Raw genomic sequence first — 16,112 nt, 5'->3', positions numbered from 1 at the left:
ACTGATGAGGTCCGGTTTTTTTTATCGCTTGCTGGCTAAATCGTCCGGCATGCTCTTCTGCATACTGTGCCAAATCTCGCCACTGCGACGTCCATAATCGCGCACGCAATCCACAATCTGATCCTGCGTCGGATTAACGCTGCACAAGTCTGCCAGTTGGCGGTAGAAATTGCGTGCCTGCTGACGCGCCTCTGGGTTGGAGAAATAGTGGCGTCCAACGCGGGTATACAGCCCTTTCAGCCCATTAAGGATCAAACCATAAATGGGGTTGCCCGAGGCAAACGCTAAACCACGAAACACACGATAATCCAGTTCGGTGTAGGCTTCTGCCTTATCCTCTTCCGCTAACGCGCTTTCTAACACTTCACGCGCTTTATCAGGATGGTGGCGCAGTGCGCGGCTGATAAAGATCGACGCGATATTGGTTCGCACTGACAGCAGGTTATCAATCAACTGGGGCACGCTATCGTGATCAAGGCGGGCCAGAGTTTCCAGGATGTTTAAACCTGAGGTTTCCCAGAAATCATTCACGCGCGTCGGTTTACCATGTTGAATGGTCAGCCAACCATCACGTGCCAGACGCTGTAACACTTCTCGTAGCGTGGTACGGGTGACGCCAATCAGTTCAGAAAGCTCACGTTCGGCAGGTAGGATCGACCCCGGCGGAAAACGACTGTTCCAGATGCTTTCAATAATATACTCTTCAGCAAATCCTGCGGGGCTTTGCGCCTTAATCACCATAGCATTTATTTCTCATTGCTTTCTTTGTCGTAATGGCACTCATCATACCAGAGGGCCTATAGCGTAAATAGCCTGACAACTGATTAAAAGCGCGCGCTGGCGCAAAAATTCAGTCTTGTCATCCTCGTGGTGACGGTAAAAACGCACTCGTTTACGTTGTGCTGTCCGCGTGTCACTCCTTATCCAGGAAGAAAATGCCATTATTTTTGGCCTGGATCAGGCTTAAGTCATTTTTGTACATGATTTTTTCCCCTTACCTGGCTGGCACGGTTACGCTTTTGGTTTACACTGCGAAGCATTAACGGTTACAGGATAAGCAATATGTTGCGATATTTAAATCAATGCTCACGAGGTCGCGGAGCATGGTTATTGTTGGCTCTTACAGCTCTGGCTTTTGAACTCACCGCACTGTTTTTTCAACACGTCATGGGGCTAAAACCCTGTGTGATGTGCATTTATGAACGTTGTGCCTTATTTGGCGTGATGGGCGCAGGCATTGTCGGCGCGTTTGCCCCTAAAAGCTTGCCCGTGCGTTGGGCAGCGATCCTGATTTGGCTCTACAGTGCCTACAAAGGTTTGATGCTTTCCATTGAGCACACCAACATTCAGCTTCATCCTAATCCGTTTGTGACCTGTGATTTCGCCGCCCGTTTCCCAAGCTGGCTGCCACTGGATAAGTGGTTGCCGTCAGTGTTTGTGGCGAGTGGCGATTGCGCTGAACGTAGCTGGACCTTCCTGACATGGAGCATGCCGCAGTGGATGATTGTGATCTTCGCGGCTTACCTGCTGGTGGGTGCATTGGTATTAATCGCACAACCGTTCAAACCTAAACGTCGCGATCTTTTCGGTCGTTAAGCCCAAATGAAACAGGCAGCCAAGGCTGCCTGTTTTTCTTATCCGTTACGATCGGGTCGATCGATAATGTGGTCTTCCCAGTCGCGCACTTCACTTTCCCGCACCGCTATATAGCGCACAGAAATACGCTGCGCATGCATCGCCTTCTTCGAACCCGCCACCAGCGGATGCCAGGCCGGCAGTGTGCCACCCTCGCCTAACAGACGGTAGGCACAGGTACGCGGCAGCCAGTTAAAGGTGGTGAGGTTTTCCCGCGTCAGCTTGATGCAATCTTCTTCATACTCAAAGCGGCGCTCGTAATTACGGCACTGACAGGTTTTGATGTTCAGTTGATTGCAGGCAACGTTGGTAAAGTAAATTTCGTCGGTGTCCGCATCCTGCAACTTGTTCAGGCAGCACTGGCCGCAGCCGTCACACAGCGATTCCCACTCTGCGTCGTCCATTTGGTCAAGGCGTTTTGTTTGCCAGAAAGGTTGTTCAGTCATAATGGCGGTCCGGGTTGTGCAACAAGACCGCACCTTATAAAGGTTCAGGTGCGGTGATGCAAGTTTTACAGTACGCGCGTGGTAATACCGTGACCTGCCAGCGAGATTTCAAGTTTATCGCCAGAACGCATTGGGCCCACGCCTTCAGGGGTGCCAGTCAGCACCACATCGCCTGCGCGCAGCGTGAAATACTGGCTCATGTAGGCAATTAGCGGCAGAATTTTGTGGATCATATCGGCGGTGGAACCGTGCTGACGCACTTCGCCATTGACCACCAGTTTCAACTCAGTATCTTGCGGATCGCCACTGAATTCGGCCACCGGGATAAAGCCTGACAGCGGGCATGAGTTATCGAAGCCTTTGGATTTTTCCCACGGCTGGCCCGCTTTCTTTAAGCCTGCTTGTACATCACGCAGCGTTAAGTCCAGCGCCACGCCATAGCCGGCAATCGCTTTTGCCACATGCTCTTCGGTCGCCTGCTTCAACGTCGAACCAATTAACACCGCCAGTTCAACTTCGTGATGCACTTCACCGAAGTTATCCGGAATGGAGAGTGGCTGGCGTAAATCACACACGGCGGTTTCTGGTTTGATAAAGACGACTGGCTCTGTTGGCGTTGCACTGCCCATTTCCTTGATATGCTTCGCATAGTTGCTGCCCACGCAAACCACTTTGCTGACGGGATAATCTAACAAAGCGCCTTGCCAGTTACGATGCTGATACATGCTATTCCCCTGCTTGTGTTGTGTTTGATGCCAGCTGTGCTGGCGGATGAGTCAGGTTCAGTGCCGGAACGCGGCAGGCTGAGGAGGATTATATTAGCGGTTTTATCGCGTCAGGCGTGGCGGAAATTGTCAAAAGTCGTTAATTGTTCACCAGAAACGGCGAAGACATGTAGGATTAAATGCCCGCAATTAAGCTTTTGCGCGGGCAATTAATTAATGCAAATAACACTGAGGATATTTACAGGATATATTTACAGATGAATCCGAATTAATCTTTTTTACCCAGTTCGCGATGAATGTTGAGCAGATTTTCGACCGGCGGTGGGATCTGTAAATAATAGCCGTTATCGCTCAATCCTTGCTTAACTTTATTGATATCAGCATTAGCCAGTTTGTCGCGTTTGTCCAGCGACAGCACCATCGCCAGCTTGGGTTTACCAAAGCCACGCAACAACTCTTCAGGAACGCGCGAAAAATCGTCTTTTTTTTCAACATAAAGATAAGTCTGGTCGCGTTGCGGGCTTCTATAGATCACACAAAACATATTTTTTACTCGAATTAACCGATGGCGTCACTTGCCTGAATATAGCAGTAACTATAACATGCTTGCAGAACTTCGAATATTGACCGTTTGATGTTAATGACGATTTTATCGCTGGACATCATAGGGTCGTAAAACAGGACTGAGTCAGGACAGATGTCGCAAACGCCAATCGAATTCAAGGGAAGCAGTTTTACCCTGTCAGTCGTTCATCTGCACCATTCGCAACCCGAGGTGATTCGTCAGGCACTGCAGGACAAAATCGATCAGGCCCCTGCTTTTTTGCAGAATGCCCCGGTGGTGCTTAATGTCTCTGCTTTGAACGGCGACATTAACTGGAAGCAGATGCAGCAAGCCGTCATCGCGACAGGTTTGCGCATTGTTGGTGTCAGCGGTTGCAAAGATGAAGCCCTGAAAAAAATGATTGCACGTGCCGGATTGCCCGTGCTGTCAGAAGGCAAAGAGAATCGTAAACGCGCAGAAGCGCCCGTGGCAGAAACCGCGTTACCGGTTGCTGCTCCTGTGGTTGAAGGTGCCGGCAAAACCCGCATCATCAACACACCGGTACGTTCCGGTCAGCAGATTTACGCACGCAATGCTGACCTTATCGTCACCAATAGCGTCAGTGCCGGTGCCGAACTGGTAGCCGACGGCAACATTCATATTTACGGCATGATGCGTGGCCGTGCGCTGGCCGGAGCCAGCGGCGCACGTGACAGCCAAATTTTTTGCACCAACCTCGCAGCCGAGTTGGTTTCTATTGCCGGTGAATACTGGATCATGGATCAAATCCCGGCGGAATTCTTTGGTAAAGCCGCGCGCCTGTGTCTTAAAGAAGGCGCGCTCACCATCCAGACACTTTATTAGGCCCCTTTTCTTTCGTTAAGGAAATCAACATTTATGGCACGCATCATTGTAGTTACATCGGGTAAAGGGGGCGTTGGCAAGACCACGTCAAGCGCGGCCATCGCCACAGGGTTAGCGCAAAAGGGCAAAAAGACTGTTGTGATCGATTTTGATATCGGTCTGCGTAACCTTGACTTGATCATGGGCTGTGAACGCCGTGTGGTCTATGATTTCGTCAACGTCATTCAGGGTGACGCCACGCTGAACCAGGCGCTGATTCGTGATAAGCGCACTGAGCAGCTCTACATTCTGCCCGCTTCACAAACCCGCGACAAAGATGCACTGACCCGCGAAGGCGTGGAAAAAGTGCTGAACGATTTGGCCGCGATGGAGTTTGATTTCATCGTTTGCGATTCGCCAGCAGGTATCGAAACCGGCGCGCTGATGGCTCTGTACTTCGCCGACGAAGCAATCATTACCACCAACCCGGAAGTCTCTTCCGTACGTGACTCAGACCGTATTCTCGGCATTATTTCGTCAAAATCACGTCGTGCAGAAAACAGCCAGGACCCGGTGAAAGAGCACCTGCTTCTGACCCGTTACAACCCGGGCCGCGTCACCCGTGGCGACATGCTGAGCATGGAAGACGTACTGGAAATCTTGCGTATTCCACTGGTTGGTGTGATCCCAGAAGATCAGTCTGTGCTGCGTGCCTCTAACCAAGGTGAGCCGGTGATCCTCGACGCTAACTCTGACGCCGGTAAAGCTTACGCTGATACCGTAGATCGCCTGCTTGGCGAAGAACGCCCCTTCCGCTTTATTGAAGAAGAGAAGAAGGGTTTCCTGAAACGCCTGTTCGGGGGATAACCAATGGCATTACTTGATTTCTTTTTATCCCGTAAGAAGAACACAGCCAATATAGCCAAGGAAAGGCTGCAGATTATCGTGGCCGAGCGCAGAAGGGGCGACAGTGAGCCCCATTACCTGCCGCAGCTCAAGCGCGATATTTTGGAAGTGATCTGTAAGTACGTGAAAATAGACCCGGATATGGTGACCGTTCAGTTGGATCAGAAAGGGGACGATATCTCCATCCTGGAGCTGAACGTCACGTTGCCGGAGACGGAAGACGTTCCTAAATGACAGCAGCAGGTTCCTGATTTTCCCCTGCGTCGTGCGCAGGGGAAAATGCAGCGCTTACAGCGCCTGTAAGATCTCGTCGATGCGAGCCTGAAGTAACTCACCTCGCCAGCCGGTCAGCAATTCCGGTGTGCGGCAGCCACTCTTTAAGCCCCAATACACGCTCAGCACCTGATTGATCTGACGACGCGAAGCCAGTAACTCCTGACTAAAACCGGTCTCTTCACTGACCTGCACCACCAACGCTTTAATTGCCTTAAACGCCTGTTTGTAATGCGGATGGTCGATCAGATTAGGCAAAGGTGGCGGTAATGTTGCTTCATCCTGCGCTTGTGCTTCAGCCACCAGAGCAACCATTGCTTTGCCATGGAAACGAATTTCGTGACCGTTAAGACCCAGATGATCCAGTTCACCTAAACTTCCCGGCATAAAGCGGGCCACTTTCCACAGATTCTCTTCGCGCACCACAAAGTTTACTGCCATGTCTTTTTGACGGGCAATGGTCAAACGCCACGCGGCCAGGCGCTGTAACGCCGCCAGCTGACGTGGGCGCAGTTGCCATGCATTGGTGATGTCGCGCCACGCATCTTCGGGTTTCAGCACATCCAGGCGACGCTGGCACAGGTTATCGCACTCACTCAGTGCCGCCGCCATATTGCCAGCAGCTTCAGTTTGCTCCACCAGTTGATGCGCAATTGGCAGTAAATACGCCACATCCGCCGCCGCATAAGTACATTGACGCTCTGTCAGCGGACGCGCCAACCAGTCGGTTCGGGCTTCACTTTTATCCAGCTCGATTTGATTAAAGTGATTCACCATCGAGGCAAAACCCCATGACAGCGGTTGCCCGGCAAAGGCTGCCAGGATCTGGGTATCCACCATCGGGTCAGGCAGGCAGTTAAAACGGTGCAGGAACACTTCGAGATCTTCGCCACCCGCATGCAGGAACTTGGTCACCTGCTTGTTTTGCAACAGCGCGATAAACGGCGTCCAGTCGTTGATATTCAGTGGATCGATAAGAACCAGTTGTTCACCATCAAACAGTTGGATCAGGCCCAACTGTGGATAGTAAGTGCGGGTACGCACAAACTCAGTATCCAGCGCTACCGCATCATGCTTAAGCGCCAGTTCGCACACGGCCGCCAGCTGACTGTCTTGGTCGATCAAAGTGTAATTCACGTATTCATTCTCGCTGCGACACACTTCGCGCAGCGCTCCATGTTAAAAGCAATAAAAACGCCGGACTGAGCCGGCGTTAACCTAAGGAGAAAAGCAGATTACTGCCCTTCTCGCTTCGCCTCGTCCCGCAGTTCGCGGCGCAAAATTTTGCCCACGTTGGTCTTTGGCAGCTCGTCACGAAACTCGATAATCTTCGGCACTTTATAGCCGGTGAGCTGGCGACGGCAATGATCCAGCACCTCTTCTTTCGACAGCGAAGGATCCTTTTTGACGATGCACACTTTCACGGCTTCGCCTGAGAGATCGCTGGGTACCCCAATCGCCGCGGCTTCTCGGACTTTGGGATGCTGCATCAGGACATCTTCGATTTCGTTAGGATACACGTTAAAGCCCGACACCAGAATCATGTCTTTCTTACGGTCAACGATGCGAATGAAGCCTTCGCTATCAACGGTAACAACATCACCGGTATGCAGCCAGCCATTTTTTAGCACTTCTTCCGTCGCATCCGGCCGCTGCCAGTAGCCCACCATCACTTGTGGCCCACGAATACAGAGTTCACCGGGTTCGCCGGGCGCCACATCATTATCTTCATCATCAACAATGCGTACGTCCGTAGAAGGCACAGGCAGGCCGATACTGCCGGTGTGGCAGGTAATGTCATAAGGGTTAACGGAAACCAGCGGAGAACACTCAGTCAAGCCGTAGCCTTCCAGCAGATAATGCCCGGTGAGTTTTTCCCAACGCTCGGCCACCGCTTTCTGCACCGCCATGCCCCCTCCTGCAGACAACCGCAGCGTGGAGAAATCCAGCTTGTTGAAATTGTCATCATTCAGCAACGCATTAAACAGCGTATTCACGCCGGTAATGGCCGTGAAGGGGAACTTACTCAGCTCTTTAACAAATCCGGGGATGTCGCGCGGGTTGGTGATCAACAGATTCGTCCCCCCGAGGTCGAGGAACAGCAAGCCGTTAACCGTCAGCGCAAAAATGTGGTAAAGCGGCAGCGCCGTTACCACATTTTCTTTACCCGCCCGTAGCAATTTGCCGTACGTGGCTTTGGTCTGCTCCAGATTGGCCTGCATGTTTCCATGGGTGAGCATGGCCCCTTTCGCCACACCGGTGGTGCCGCCGGTATATTGCAGGAAGGCCAAATCGTTATTGGTCACGGTTGGACGCTGGTAGCGCATCTGCGCACCCTGCTGCAATGCGTGACGGAACGGAACCGCCCCAGGCAGATGGTATTTTGGCACCAGCTTCTTAACGTATTTCACCACGAAGTTAACCAGCGTGGCTTTCACCGGGGCAAGTTGGTCGCCCATGCGCGTCAGCATCACGTGTTTAATCGGCGTCTCCGCGACCACCTTTTCCAGGGTATGGGCAAAGTTAGAGACAATCACAATGGCGCTGGCACCACTGTCATTTAGTTGATGCTTAAGTTCACGCGGTGTGTAGAGGGGGTTAACGTTCACCACCACCATGCCGGCACGTAATACACCAAACAGCGCCACTGGATACTGCAGCAGGTTCGGCATCATCAGTGCCACTCGATCGCCCTGTTTAAGCCCTAAACCTTGCTGTAGCCAGGCGGCAAAATCGCGGCTCTGCTTATCCAGCTGACGATAGGTCATCGGCTGGCCCATATTGACGAACGCCGTTTTATCGGCGTACTGCAATGCTGCGTGCTCGAAAAGCTCGACCAAAGAGGTATAACGGTCCGCATTAATTTCCGCAGGTACGTCTGCCGGATAGCGTTTGAGCCAAACCTTATTCAAAGAGTCACCCCGATATTCTTGTTGCGTAGCCATCGCCGCCTCTGCAATCAGTGTTGTTAACAATATTTTAACTGATTGTACCAGTTTGCCTGTTTCGGCATTTTCAGGTTGCGAAGCCCATCACTAAATTTCGCGCATCGGTTGCGCTGCCAATAAAAAAGCCCGGTCGCGAGCGCCGCGACCGGGCCGTTATCTAATAATAATGGGTTATTCGGTAAGGATGGTTTGCACCTGCGCTGGGCCGGTGTTCATGTTCATCCCCCAATAGGGGTTAGGCCCCCAGTAACCTGGGTGACGACGCGTCGGACCATACCAAATCCATGGATCTATCGGTTGAGGCGGTGTCATCACTTGCTGTGTTAAGTGCCAACGTTGATAGCCACGCACATCCACCACCACAAAGTTGTAACTGGCTTTGCCAATTTCACCTTTTTCAACGCCTTTAATATTTCCCAGCGCCGTGACGTATTGGTTGTTCAGGTCAACGGGATCGACAAATCCACGGATGTCGGCAAATATCCGGCCAACGGAAGCGGCACCTAATTGAGGACGCGCGCTGTCATCCAGCGGCTGAGTGGCAATCTCCAGGCGGGTTAAACCGGTCAGATTCGTCACTTTTACCACTTTCCCACCAAAACGCGACTCCTGCCCGACATACAACTGTGGAGCATTCATCACACGTAATAAATCTTGCTGTGGAAGCTGAGAACTCCCTTTAATGGAATCTGGCACCGAAACGCAACCGCTCAGCAGTAACGCGCAGGCTAACAGAGCGCCAGACATCCCTTTACGACTCATTGGCATAGCACTTCTCCTGTTATTTCTCAGTTAGACTGAGCGGTGACGGAATAGTTGCGTATCGCTTAGCGGCCAGGCAACTTTTTCCATGCCACTTCATTACGCAAATAAACCGGTTCCGCATGCTCTACCGCGACAGTTTCACCGCGCTGTAAGGCACACTGCGCCAGCGGCAACATGTCTTCCGCCGCAGGCAGTGTGACGTCGGTGGTCATTAACGTAGCCACCGAGCCATTCAGCAGATGGGGATAAGCCTGCCAGCCAGTGCCGACTGTTGCCCATTCACCGCTCAACTGCGCGATGCGTGCCTCTGCCGCTTCGGGCTTGAGCACGGCTTCAGTTTCTGCACCCAGCCATTCGCCATTTTCATCACGCTGATATTCTGCCCAGTACACTTCTCCCATGCGCGCATCAATAGCTGCCAATATGCGCGTGGCGCCCGTCAAGCGCCATGCGCCTTGCGCCATGGTGGCGAGTGAGGAGATGCCAATCATCGGCAAGTTCGCACCTAATGCCAGCCCTTGGGCAATACCAATGCCAATACGCACGCCAGTAAAGCTGCCCGGACCGCGTCCAAACGCTAACGCGTCAAGCGCCGTCAGGTCCAGTTGCTGTAACTGCAACAGCTCCTGCACCAAGGGTAATATGCGTTGGGTATGATCGCGCGGGGCGATTTCGAAACGGGCATCGATCTGCTGCTGGTTGAGCAGCGCGGCAGAACAGGCTTCTGTCGCCGTGTCCAGGGCTAAAATTCGGGCGGACATAACAACCTCTGAGAGTCAAAATGGCGCGCATCTTAACATAGCCTGGCACAAATTACTGATTCTCTGCCCGACGAACAAATTCAATAGCGCGGAGGAGATCGCGGGTGCGCGGCGTAGGTGGCAAACTGTTGAGAAACAATCCGCCATAAGGACGAGAAACCAGACGCTGATCGCAAATCACCAAGACGCCTCGATCTTCGGTGTCACGAATTAAACGGCCCACCCCCTGTTTCAGGGTGATCACCGCGTCCGGCAGTTGCACATCATTAAACGGATCCCCGCCGCGTACCCGGCAATCCTCCATGCGTGCTTTTAATAAGGGGTCCTCGAGTGAGGTAAACGGTAGCTTATCGATGATCACTAATGACAGTGCATCACCGCGCACATCAACGCCTTCCCAGAAACTGCTGGTCGCCACCAGCAGTGCATTCCCCGCCTCAAGGAATTGCTTCAGCAGTTGCCCTTTGCTGGTTTCACCTTGCAGCAACACCGGCAAGGTCATGGAAGCGCGAAATTCTGCGGCCAGCTCTCGCATCATTTTGTGTGAGGTACACAAGAAGAAACAGCGGCCTTTATTGGCATCGATCAGGGGTTTCATCATGCGCGCAAGCTGACGCGCACCGCCGGGCTGATTAGGTTCAGGCATATTACGCGGCACGCACAACAACGCCTGCTGTGCATAATCGAATGGGCTATCGAGGATCAGCGTTTTCGCTTTATCGACGCCAAGACGACTGGAGAAGTGGCTCATTTGCTCATTGACGGCGAGTGTAGCGGAGGTAAATACCCAAGCCGCTTTGCGGTTATCCATCACTTCACGAAAACGTTCCGCGACGGATAGCGGGGTCAGTGCCAACGTGAAATGGCGACTGGTGCACTCATACCAGTAACTAAAACCGGGTTCATCAATGGCGCGCAGCCGTTTCAGACGCGTGCGATACAGCGCAGCGCGCTCAAAAGCCGCATCCAACAGCGCCGAGCGTCCTAAAGATAATTTGATGACGTCGTAACACAGCTCCAGCGCATCATCCAGCAGCGTAAACATACGCATGATGTTGTTATCACTGAGCAGATCGCGCAGATTGCCACGAAAACCGGGTTCACCCAAGGTAAGACGAAAATCCTGAGCGCACTGTGCAAGGCGGTCAGCCGATTTCTGCAATTGCTGAACATCGCGCACTTCAGTGCGGTAGGCAATGATGATGTCTTTGGCGAGGTCCTGAAGCTGGCGGCTGGAAAGCTGCTGGCCAAAATACTGGCTGGCGATGTCGGGCAACTGATGGGCTTCATCGAAGATCATGACATCCGCCTCAGGGATCAACTCACCGAAACCGCCCTCTTTTACCACCAAATCGGCCAGGAACAGATGGTGGTTCACCACCACCACATCCGCGTCCATGGCCTTTTTACGGGCTTTCACCACGAAACAATCTTTATACAACGGGCAGTCGCTGCCGAGACAGTTATCGTTGGTGCTAGTGACAAAAGGCCAGATGGGGCTGTCTTCCGCCACGTCGGTGCAACTGCTGACATCGCCATCAACGGTTTGCGATGACCAACTGCGCACGTTGATCAGATCGCCCAGCGCCTGCACGGTAAGATCGCCACCCGTTTGATTTTGCTGCTCAAGGCGCTCAAGACATAAATAATTTGAGCGCCCTTTCAGTAACGCGGTTTTGCCGCTGAATTTGAGTGCCCGCGCAATGGTCGGCAGGTCACGATTGTAGAGTTGGTCCTGTAACGCTTTGGAGCCGGTAGAGACGATGACCTTTTTCTTCGCGCGCAATGCGGGTGCCAGATAGGCATAGGTTTTCCCGGTACCGGTGCCGGCTTCAACCACCAACTCTCCACCATTGCCCACCGCTTCCGTGACCGCCTGTGCCATTTCACGCTGTGCTGCTCGAGGTTTAAATCCCGGAATCGCCTGCGCTAGCGCACCATCAGTTGCAAAATCGTCTGCCACACATCCTCACCGATTGCCCAAAAACACTGTAATTATGTCAGGATTCCCGTGAGGCGACCACAACAGATGACAGCGGCCCATGGGTTATGGCAGGCTAGCGCAGCGAATTTACAGGAGAACACCATGACCATTACGCGTATCGATCCCGAACATCGTATGTCCGAAGCCGTCGTACATAACGAAACCGTGTATTACACCAGCGTGCCAGAGAATCTGGATGAAGATGCGGAAGCGCAAACCGCCAACGCGCTGGCGGTGATTGACGCGATTTTGACTCGCGTCGGATCAGATAAGAGCAAAATCCTCGATGCCACCATTTTTCTGGTCGACAAAGCGGATTTCCCGGCGATGAATCGTGCATGGGATGCCTGGGTATCACCGGGTAATGCACCGGTACGCTGCACCGTGCAGGCGGGCCTGATGAACCCGAAATATAAAGTCGAAATCAAGATCATCGCCGCATTATAAAGTGTTCGGGCGTTACTCGTCGGCCTCTTCTTCTGACTCATCGTCTTCGAAAAGCGCCCGAATCCCTTCACCTTGATAAGTTTGGCGGATCTCCTGCGCCACCTGCGCAATCGCCTGACCACTCGCCATACCGCCTGCCATCAATTCCTGGATACGTTCAACCGCTTGTTGCTGCTGTTCATGAGATAAAGCCGGAAGACCTGTAAACATGATTCACTCCTGGTGCGAAAAGGGGCGCATTATTCCATGCGGAACAAACAGGTGCCAGCCACAAAAAAATATGCCAGGCTACGCACTTGCTTGCTGGATTAATTTGCCCGATGACCGTACACACGCTTAGCCTGAAGTATACCCCGGATACGTTATTGCACCGTTTTTCTGCCCTGGCCCATCGTCCATGGGCGATGTTGCTCACTTCCGGTCATGCCGAACATGCAGATAATCGCTTTGATATTCTGACCGCCGATCCACGCGCTACCCTGACCACGCGTGGCGACATCACTGAGATCGACTGTGACGGTAAAGTGCTGCTCTCTGCCGACGACCCGCTGCAGCTGGTACAGCAGCAGTGTGATGAGCTGGGCATTAAACCTGAAAGTCACCCCGAGCTGCCTTTCCAGGGCGGTGCACTGGGCCTCTTTGGCTATGATCTCGGACGACGCTTTGAAACGCTGCCACAGCGTGCCGAGCAGGATCTCACTACGCCGGATATGGCTGTAGGCATTTATGACTGGGCACTAATTGCTGACCATCAACTGCGCACCCTAACCCTTATTTCACTGGTGAATGCCGAACAACGCTGGCGTTGGCTACAAGCGCAAGCCGTACCGCAGCCCAAAACCTTTGCACTGACCAGTGACTGGCAGTCAAACCTGACTTTTGAACAGTACGCGGATCGTTTCCAGGCGGTGCAGGATTACATTCAGGCGGGTGACTGCTATCAGGTGAATCTGGCGCAACGTTTTCAGGCGCGCTATCAGGGTGACGAATGGCAGGCCTTTCTGCGTTTGAATCGTGATAATCGCGCGCCATTCAGTGCGTTTATTCGTTTGCCAAAAAGCGTACTGATGAGCTTGTCGCCGGAACGTTTTCTCTCACTCCAGCAGCAAGAGATTGAAACCCGTCCGATTAAAGGCACGTTGCCGCGCCTTGCGGATCCTGACGCCGATCGGTTGCAGGCAGAGAAACTCGCCCATTCCGAGAAGGACCGTGCCGAAAACTTAATGATTGTTGATTTGCTGCGCAATGATATTGGCCGCGTTGCGGAACCAGGCAGTGTCAGCGTGCCGGAGCTGTTTGTGGTGGAGCCTTTCCCCGCTGTTCACCACCTGGTCAGCACCATTCGCGCCCGATTGCCGCAACATCTCACGGCCACGGACCTTCTGCGTGCCTGCTTCCCTGGTGGCTCCATCACCGGCGCGCCAAAGATCCGCGCCATGGAGATCATTGAAGAGTTAGAGCCGCAGCGCCGTAACGCCTGGTGTGGCAGCATCGGTTACATCAGTTTATGCGGCCGTATGGACACCAGCATCACGATCCGCACCCTGATTGCCGAGAACCAGCAGCTTTATTGTGCTGCCGGTGGGGGGCTCGTGGCGGACAGCGATGTTGAACTGGAATATCAGGAGACCTTTCACAAGGTTAACCGCATCCTCCCCTGCCTGAGCGGCGAGGTCTAAATGAGTCTGACCCTGGAGCAGTTCCTGAACCGTTTTGTCATGCAACCCCCGCTCACCGTGCCTAAAAGCGCGATAAGTGGGCGGCGGGCGGCGGTGCTGGTCCCGGTGATCGATGGGCCAGAACCCGGTTTGCTGCTGACGCGTCGTTCATCGCATTTACGCAAGCACGCAGGCCAGGTGGCCTTCCCGGGCGGCATGCAGGACGCCACCGATGATTCACTGGTTTTTACCGCACTGCGTGAAGCGGAAGAGGAAGTGGGCATACAGCCAAAACACGTCAGGGTCGTTGGCGTGTTGCCGCCGGTGACCAGCAGTACGGGCTTTGCCGTGACACCGGTGGTAGGTGTTATCCCCGCTGGATTGCCGCTGAACATCAATCCAGATGAAGTAGAAAGTACCTTTGCCATGCCATTAGCCGAAGCGTTGCGCATCAGTCGTTACAGTGGCATGACGCTGCGTCGCGGACATCGCCAGCATCAGGTGTGGCTATCGTGGTATGAAGATTATTTTATCTGGGGCATGACCGCAGGTATTATCCGCTCCCTCGGCCAGCAAATCGCCCTTCCCTGATTTTCCCGTATCGTTCACCTTCCTCGACCCATTCGCTGTATTTCACCACGGGGTAAATGGATAACTATTTCTGTGGTTTATAATTAGTTTATTTCATGCGAAAAGCTGTTCGTTGCGGCACGCAGGCGATTACTATTAGCCGCATAAACGGCTCTGGCCGTGCAAAATAAGATTTGTGAGGAGTGTCACCGGTGATTAGTGTTTTCGACATGTTCAAAGTGGGTATTGGCCCATCCAGTTCACATACTGTCGGTCCGATGAAAGCGGGCAAGCAGTTTGTTGATCTGTTGGTCGAACAAGGCAAACTGCAGGACGTCACGCGCGTTTCAGTCGACGTGTACGGCTCATTGTCGCTGACGGGCAAAGGTCACCATACCGATATCGCCATTATTATGGGGCTGGCCGGCTTCGAACCCGCTACGGTCGATATCGATAGCATTCCTGCCTTTATTAAAGACGTTGAACAGCGTGAACGGTTATTGCTGGCAAAAGGGGCTCACGAAGTCGATTTCCCGCGCGAAGGGGGCATGGTGTTCCGCAGTGAAAACCTGTCGCTGCACGAAAACGGCATGACGGTGTTTGCCTTCGCGGGTGATTTGCTGATCCTCAGTAAAACCTACTATTCCATTGGCGGTGGCTTTATCGTCGATGAAGAGCATTTTGGCCAATCGGTACTGGATGAAGTTTCTGTGCCGTACGCATTTAACTCCGCCAAAGAGTTGCTCAGTCACTGCCGCGAAACCGGCCTGTCCCTTTCCGGCCTGGTGATGAAGAACGAGCTGGCGCTACATACACGTGACGAAATCAATGACTACTTCGGCAACGTGTGGCAGACCATGCAAGCCTGTATTGATCGGGGTCTGAATACCGAAGGGGTATTGCCTGGTCCGTTGCGCGTGCCACGCCGTGCGGCATCACTGCGCCGTTTACTGGTCTCCTCGACCAAGCACTCCAACGATCCGATGAACGTTATCGACTGGATCAACATGTTTGCGCTGGCAGTGAACGAAGAGAACGCTGCAGGCGGACGTGTGGTGACCGCGCCGACGAATGGTGCCTGTGGCATTGTTCCGGCAGTGCTCGCCTACTACGATCACTTTATTGAAACGGTTACCCCGGACATTTTCGTCCGTTACTTCCTCGCCTCAGGTGCGATAGGCGTGCTGTATAAAATGAATGCTTCCATTTCCGGTGCGGAAGTCGGCTGTCAGGGTGAAGTCGGCGTGGCCTGTTCTATGGCAGCGGCCGGTCTGGCCGAGTTGCTGGGTGCCAGCCCAGAGCAGGTGTGTGTGGCGGCAGAAATTGGTATGGAACATAACCTGGGTCTGACGTGTGATCCGGTAGCGGGACAGGTGCAGGTGCCCTGCATTGAACGCAACGCCATTGCTTCAGTGAAGGCGATCAACGCCGCACGCATGGCGCTGCGCCGCACCAGCGAACCCCGCGTTTCACTGGATAAGGTGATCGAGACCATGTATGAGACAGGCAAAGATATGAATGCAAAATATCGTGAGACTTCACGTGGTGGACTGGCAATTAAGGTGCAGTGCGATTGACCGTTAACGATGAAAAAAGCGCCAATTGAA

At 53.2% G+C, this 16,112-nt stretch carries 18 protein-coding genes; 8 read left to right on the top strand and 10 right to left on the bottom strand.

Features of this window, described 5'->3' with window-relative positions:
- Window positions 1-21: 21 nt before the first annotated feature.
- Entirely contained in the window at window positions 22-741 is a 720-nt protein-coding gene (gene fadR, locus LK04_RS07915) for a fatty acid metabolism transcriptional regulator FadR (protein WP_039335444.1), read from the bottom strand.
- Between the two features lie 321 nt (window positions 742-1,062).
- Between fadR and dsbB the strand changes: the two genes are divergently transcribed.
- Window positions 1,063-1,596, top strand: coding sequence for a disulfide bond formation protein DsbB (gene dsbB, locus LK04_RS07910; protein ID WP_039335442.1), 534 nt, complete (start codon window positions 1,063-1,065; stop codon window positions 1,594-1,596).
- Window positions 1,597-1,634: 38 nt separating this feature from the next.
- Here the strand turns inward: dsbB and LK04_RS07905 are convergent, their stop codons facing one another.
- The 3 genes from LK04_RS07905 to LK04_RS07895 all read right to left on the bottom strand — a co-directional run bounded on the left by LK04_RS07905 (window position 1,635) and on the right by LK04_RS07895 (window position 3,350).
- A complete protein-coding gene (locus LK04_RS07905; protein WP_034828749.1) occupies window positions 1,635-2,081 on the bottom strand; it encodes a YcgN family cysteine cluster protein in 447 nt (148 codons plus the stop codon).
- A 65-nt stretch (window positions 2,082-2,146) separates the two neighbouring features.
- Window positions 2,147-2,806 carry a fumarylacetoacetate hydrolase family protein gene (locus tag LK04_RS07900; RefSeq protein ID WP_039335439.1) on the bottom strand — a complete coding sequence of 220 codons (660 nt, stop codon included), beginning with the start codon at window positions 2,804-2,806 and terminating at the stop codon, window positions 2,147-2,149.
- A gap of 268 nt (window positions 2,807-3,074) precedes the next feature.
- Window positions 3,075-3,350 carry a YcgL domain-containing protein gene (locus LK04_RS07895; RefSeq protein WP_039335438.1) on the bottom strand — a complete coding sequence of 92 codons (276 nt, stop codon included), beginning with the start codon at window positions 3,348-3,350 and terminating at the stop codon, window positions 3,075-3,077.
- A gap of 153 nt (window positions 3,351-3,503) precedes the next feature.
- On the opposite strand from LK04_RS07895, the gene minC reads away from it, so the two are divergent.
- From minC to minE, 3 genes are read left to right on the top strand one after another with little or no spacing between them, the layout of a single operon-like run.
- Window positions 3,504-4,214 carry a septum site-determining protein MinC gene (gene minC, locus LK04_RS07890; protein WP_039335435.1) on the top strand — a complete coding sequence of 237 codons (711 nt, stop codon included), beginning with the start codon at window positions 3,504-3,506 and terminating at the stop codon, window positions 4,212-4,214.
- 33 nt (window positions 4,215-4,247) lie between these two features.
- Entirely contained in the window at window positions 4,248-5,060 is an 813-nt protein-coding gene (minD, locus tag LK04_RS07885; RefSeq protein WP_034828743.1) for a septum site-determining protein MinD, read from the top strand.
- Window positions 5,061-5,063: 3 nt separating this feature from the next.
- The gene (gene minE / locus LK04_RS07880) at window positions 5,064-5,333 is read left to right on the top strand and encodes a cell division topological specificity factor MinE (protein ID WP_010616394.1); all 270 of its coding nucleotides are present in this window, start codon (window positions 5,064-5,066) and stop codon (window positions 5,331-5,333) included.
- Between the two features lie 54 nt (window positions 5,334-5,387).
- Here the strand turns inward: minE and rnd are convergent, their stop codons facing one another.
- From rnd to LK04_RS07855, 5 genes are all read right to left on the bottom strand, one after another.
- The gene (gene rnd / locus LK04_RS07875; protein ID WP_039335517.1) at window positions 5,388-6,509 is read right to left on the bottom strand and encodes a ribonuclease D; all 1,122 of its coding nucleotides are present in this window, start codon (window positions 6,507-6,509) and stop codon (window positions 5,388-5,390) included.
- A 98-nt stretch (window positions 6,510-6,607) separates the two neighbouring features.
- Window positions 6,608-8,284, bottom strand: a complete 1,677-nt coding sequence (fadD, locus tag LK04_RS07870; protein WP_153011404.1) for a long-chain-fatty-acid--CoA ligase FadD — start codon at window positions 8,282-8,284, stop codon at window positions 6,608-6,610.
- Between the two features lie 207 nt (window positions 8,285-8,491).
- Window positions 8,492-9,088 (bottom strand): Slp family lipoprotein, encoded by a 597-nt coding sequence (locus LK04_RS07865; RefSeq protein WP_039335432.1) that lies wholly within the window; start codon window positions 9,086-9,088, stop codon window positions 8,492-8,494.
- A gap of 59 nt (window positions 9,089-9,147) precedes the next feature.
- Window positions 9,148-9,846, bottom strand: a complete 699-nt coding sequence (gene tsaB, locus LK04_RS07860; protein WP_039335431.1) for a tRNA (adenosine(37)-N6)-threonylcarbamoyltransferase complex dimerization subunit type 1 TsaB — start codon at window positions 9,844-9,846, stop codon at window positions 9,148-9,150.
- 52 nt (window positions 9,847-9,898) lie between these two features.
- A complete protein-coding gene (locus tag LK04_RS07855; protein ID WP_039335430.1) occupies window positions 9,899-11,809 on the bottom strand; it encodes an ATP-dependent DNA helicase in 1,911 nt (636 codons plus the stop codon).
- A 123-nt stretch (window positions 11,810-11,932) separates the two neighbouring features.
- Between LK04_RS07855 and LK04_RS07850 the strand changes: the two genes are divergently transcribed.
- Entirely contained in the window at window positions 11,933-12,277 is a 345-nt protein-coding gene (locus LK04_RS07850) for a RidA family protein (RefSeq protein WP_039335429.1), read from the top strand.
- 12 nt (window positions 12,278-12,289) lie between these two features.
- On the opposite strand, the gene LK04_RS07845 is transcribed toward LK04_RS07850, so the two are convergent.
- Complete coding sequence (locus tag LK04_RS07845; protein WP_039335427.1) at window positions 12,290-12,487, bottom strand: YoaH family protein; 198 nt, start codon at window positions 12,485-12,487, stop codon at window positions 12,290-12,292.
- A 110-nt stretch (window positions 12,488-12,597) separates the two neighbouring features.
- On the opposite strand from LK04_RS07845, the gene pabB reads away from it, so the two are divergent.
- The 3 genes from pabB (at window position 12,598) to sdaA (ending at window position 16,082) form a co-directional block, all read left to right on the top strand.
- Entirely contained in the window at window positions 12,598-13,956 is a 1,359-nt protein-coding gene (gene pabB / locus LK04_RS07840) for an aminodeoxychorismate synthase component 1 (RefSeq protein ID WP_039335425.1), read from the top strand.
- Window positions 13,957-14,526, top strand: coding sequence for a CoA pyrophosphatase (locus tag LK04_RS07835; protein WP_039335424.1), 570 nt, complete (start codon window positions 13,957-13,959; stop codon window positions 14,524-14,526).
- A gap of 191 nt (window positions 14,527-14,717) precedes the next feature.
- Window positions 14,718-16,082, top strand: a complete 1,365-nt coding sequence (sdaA, locus tag LK04_RS07830) for an L-serine ammonia-lyase (protein ID WP_039335423.1) — start codon at window positions 14,718-14,720, stop codon at window positions 16,080-16,082.
- Window positions 16,083-16,112 lie beyond the last annotated feature (30 nt).

It is taken from the genome of Pantoea vagans (assembly GCF_001506165.1).
GTDB lineage: Bacteria > Pseudomonadota > Gammaproteobacteria > Enterobacterales > Enterobacteriaceae > Pantoea > Pantoea vagans_C.
The sequence above is the reverse complement of the archived record's forward strand: the minus strand, read 5'-3'. Positions and strand labels throughout refer to the sequence as shown.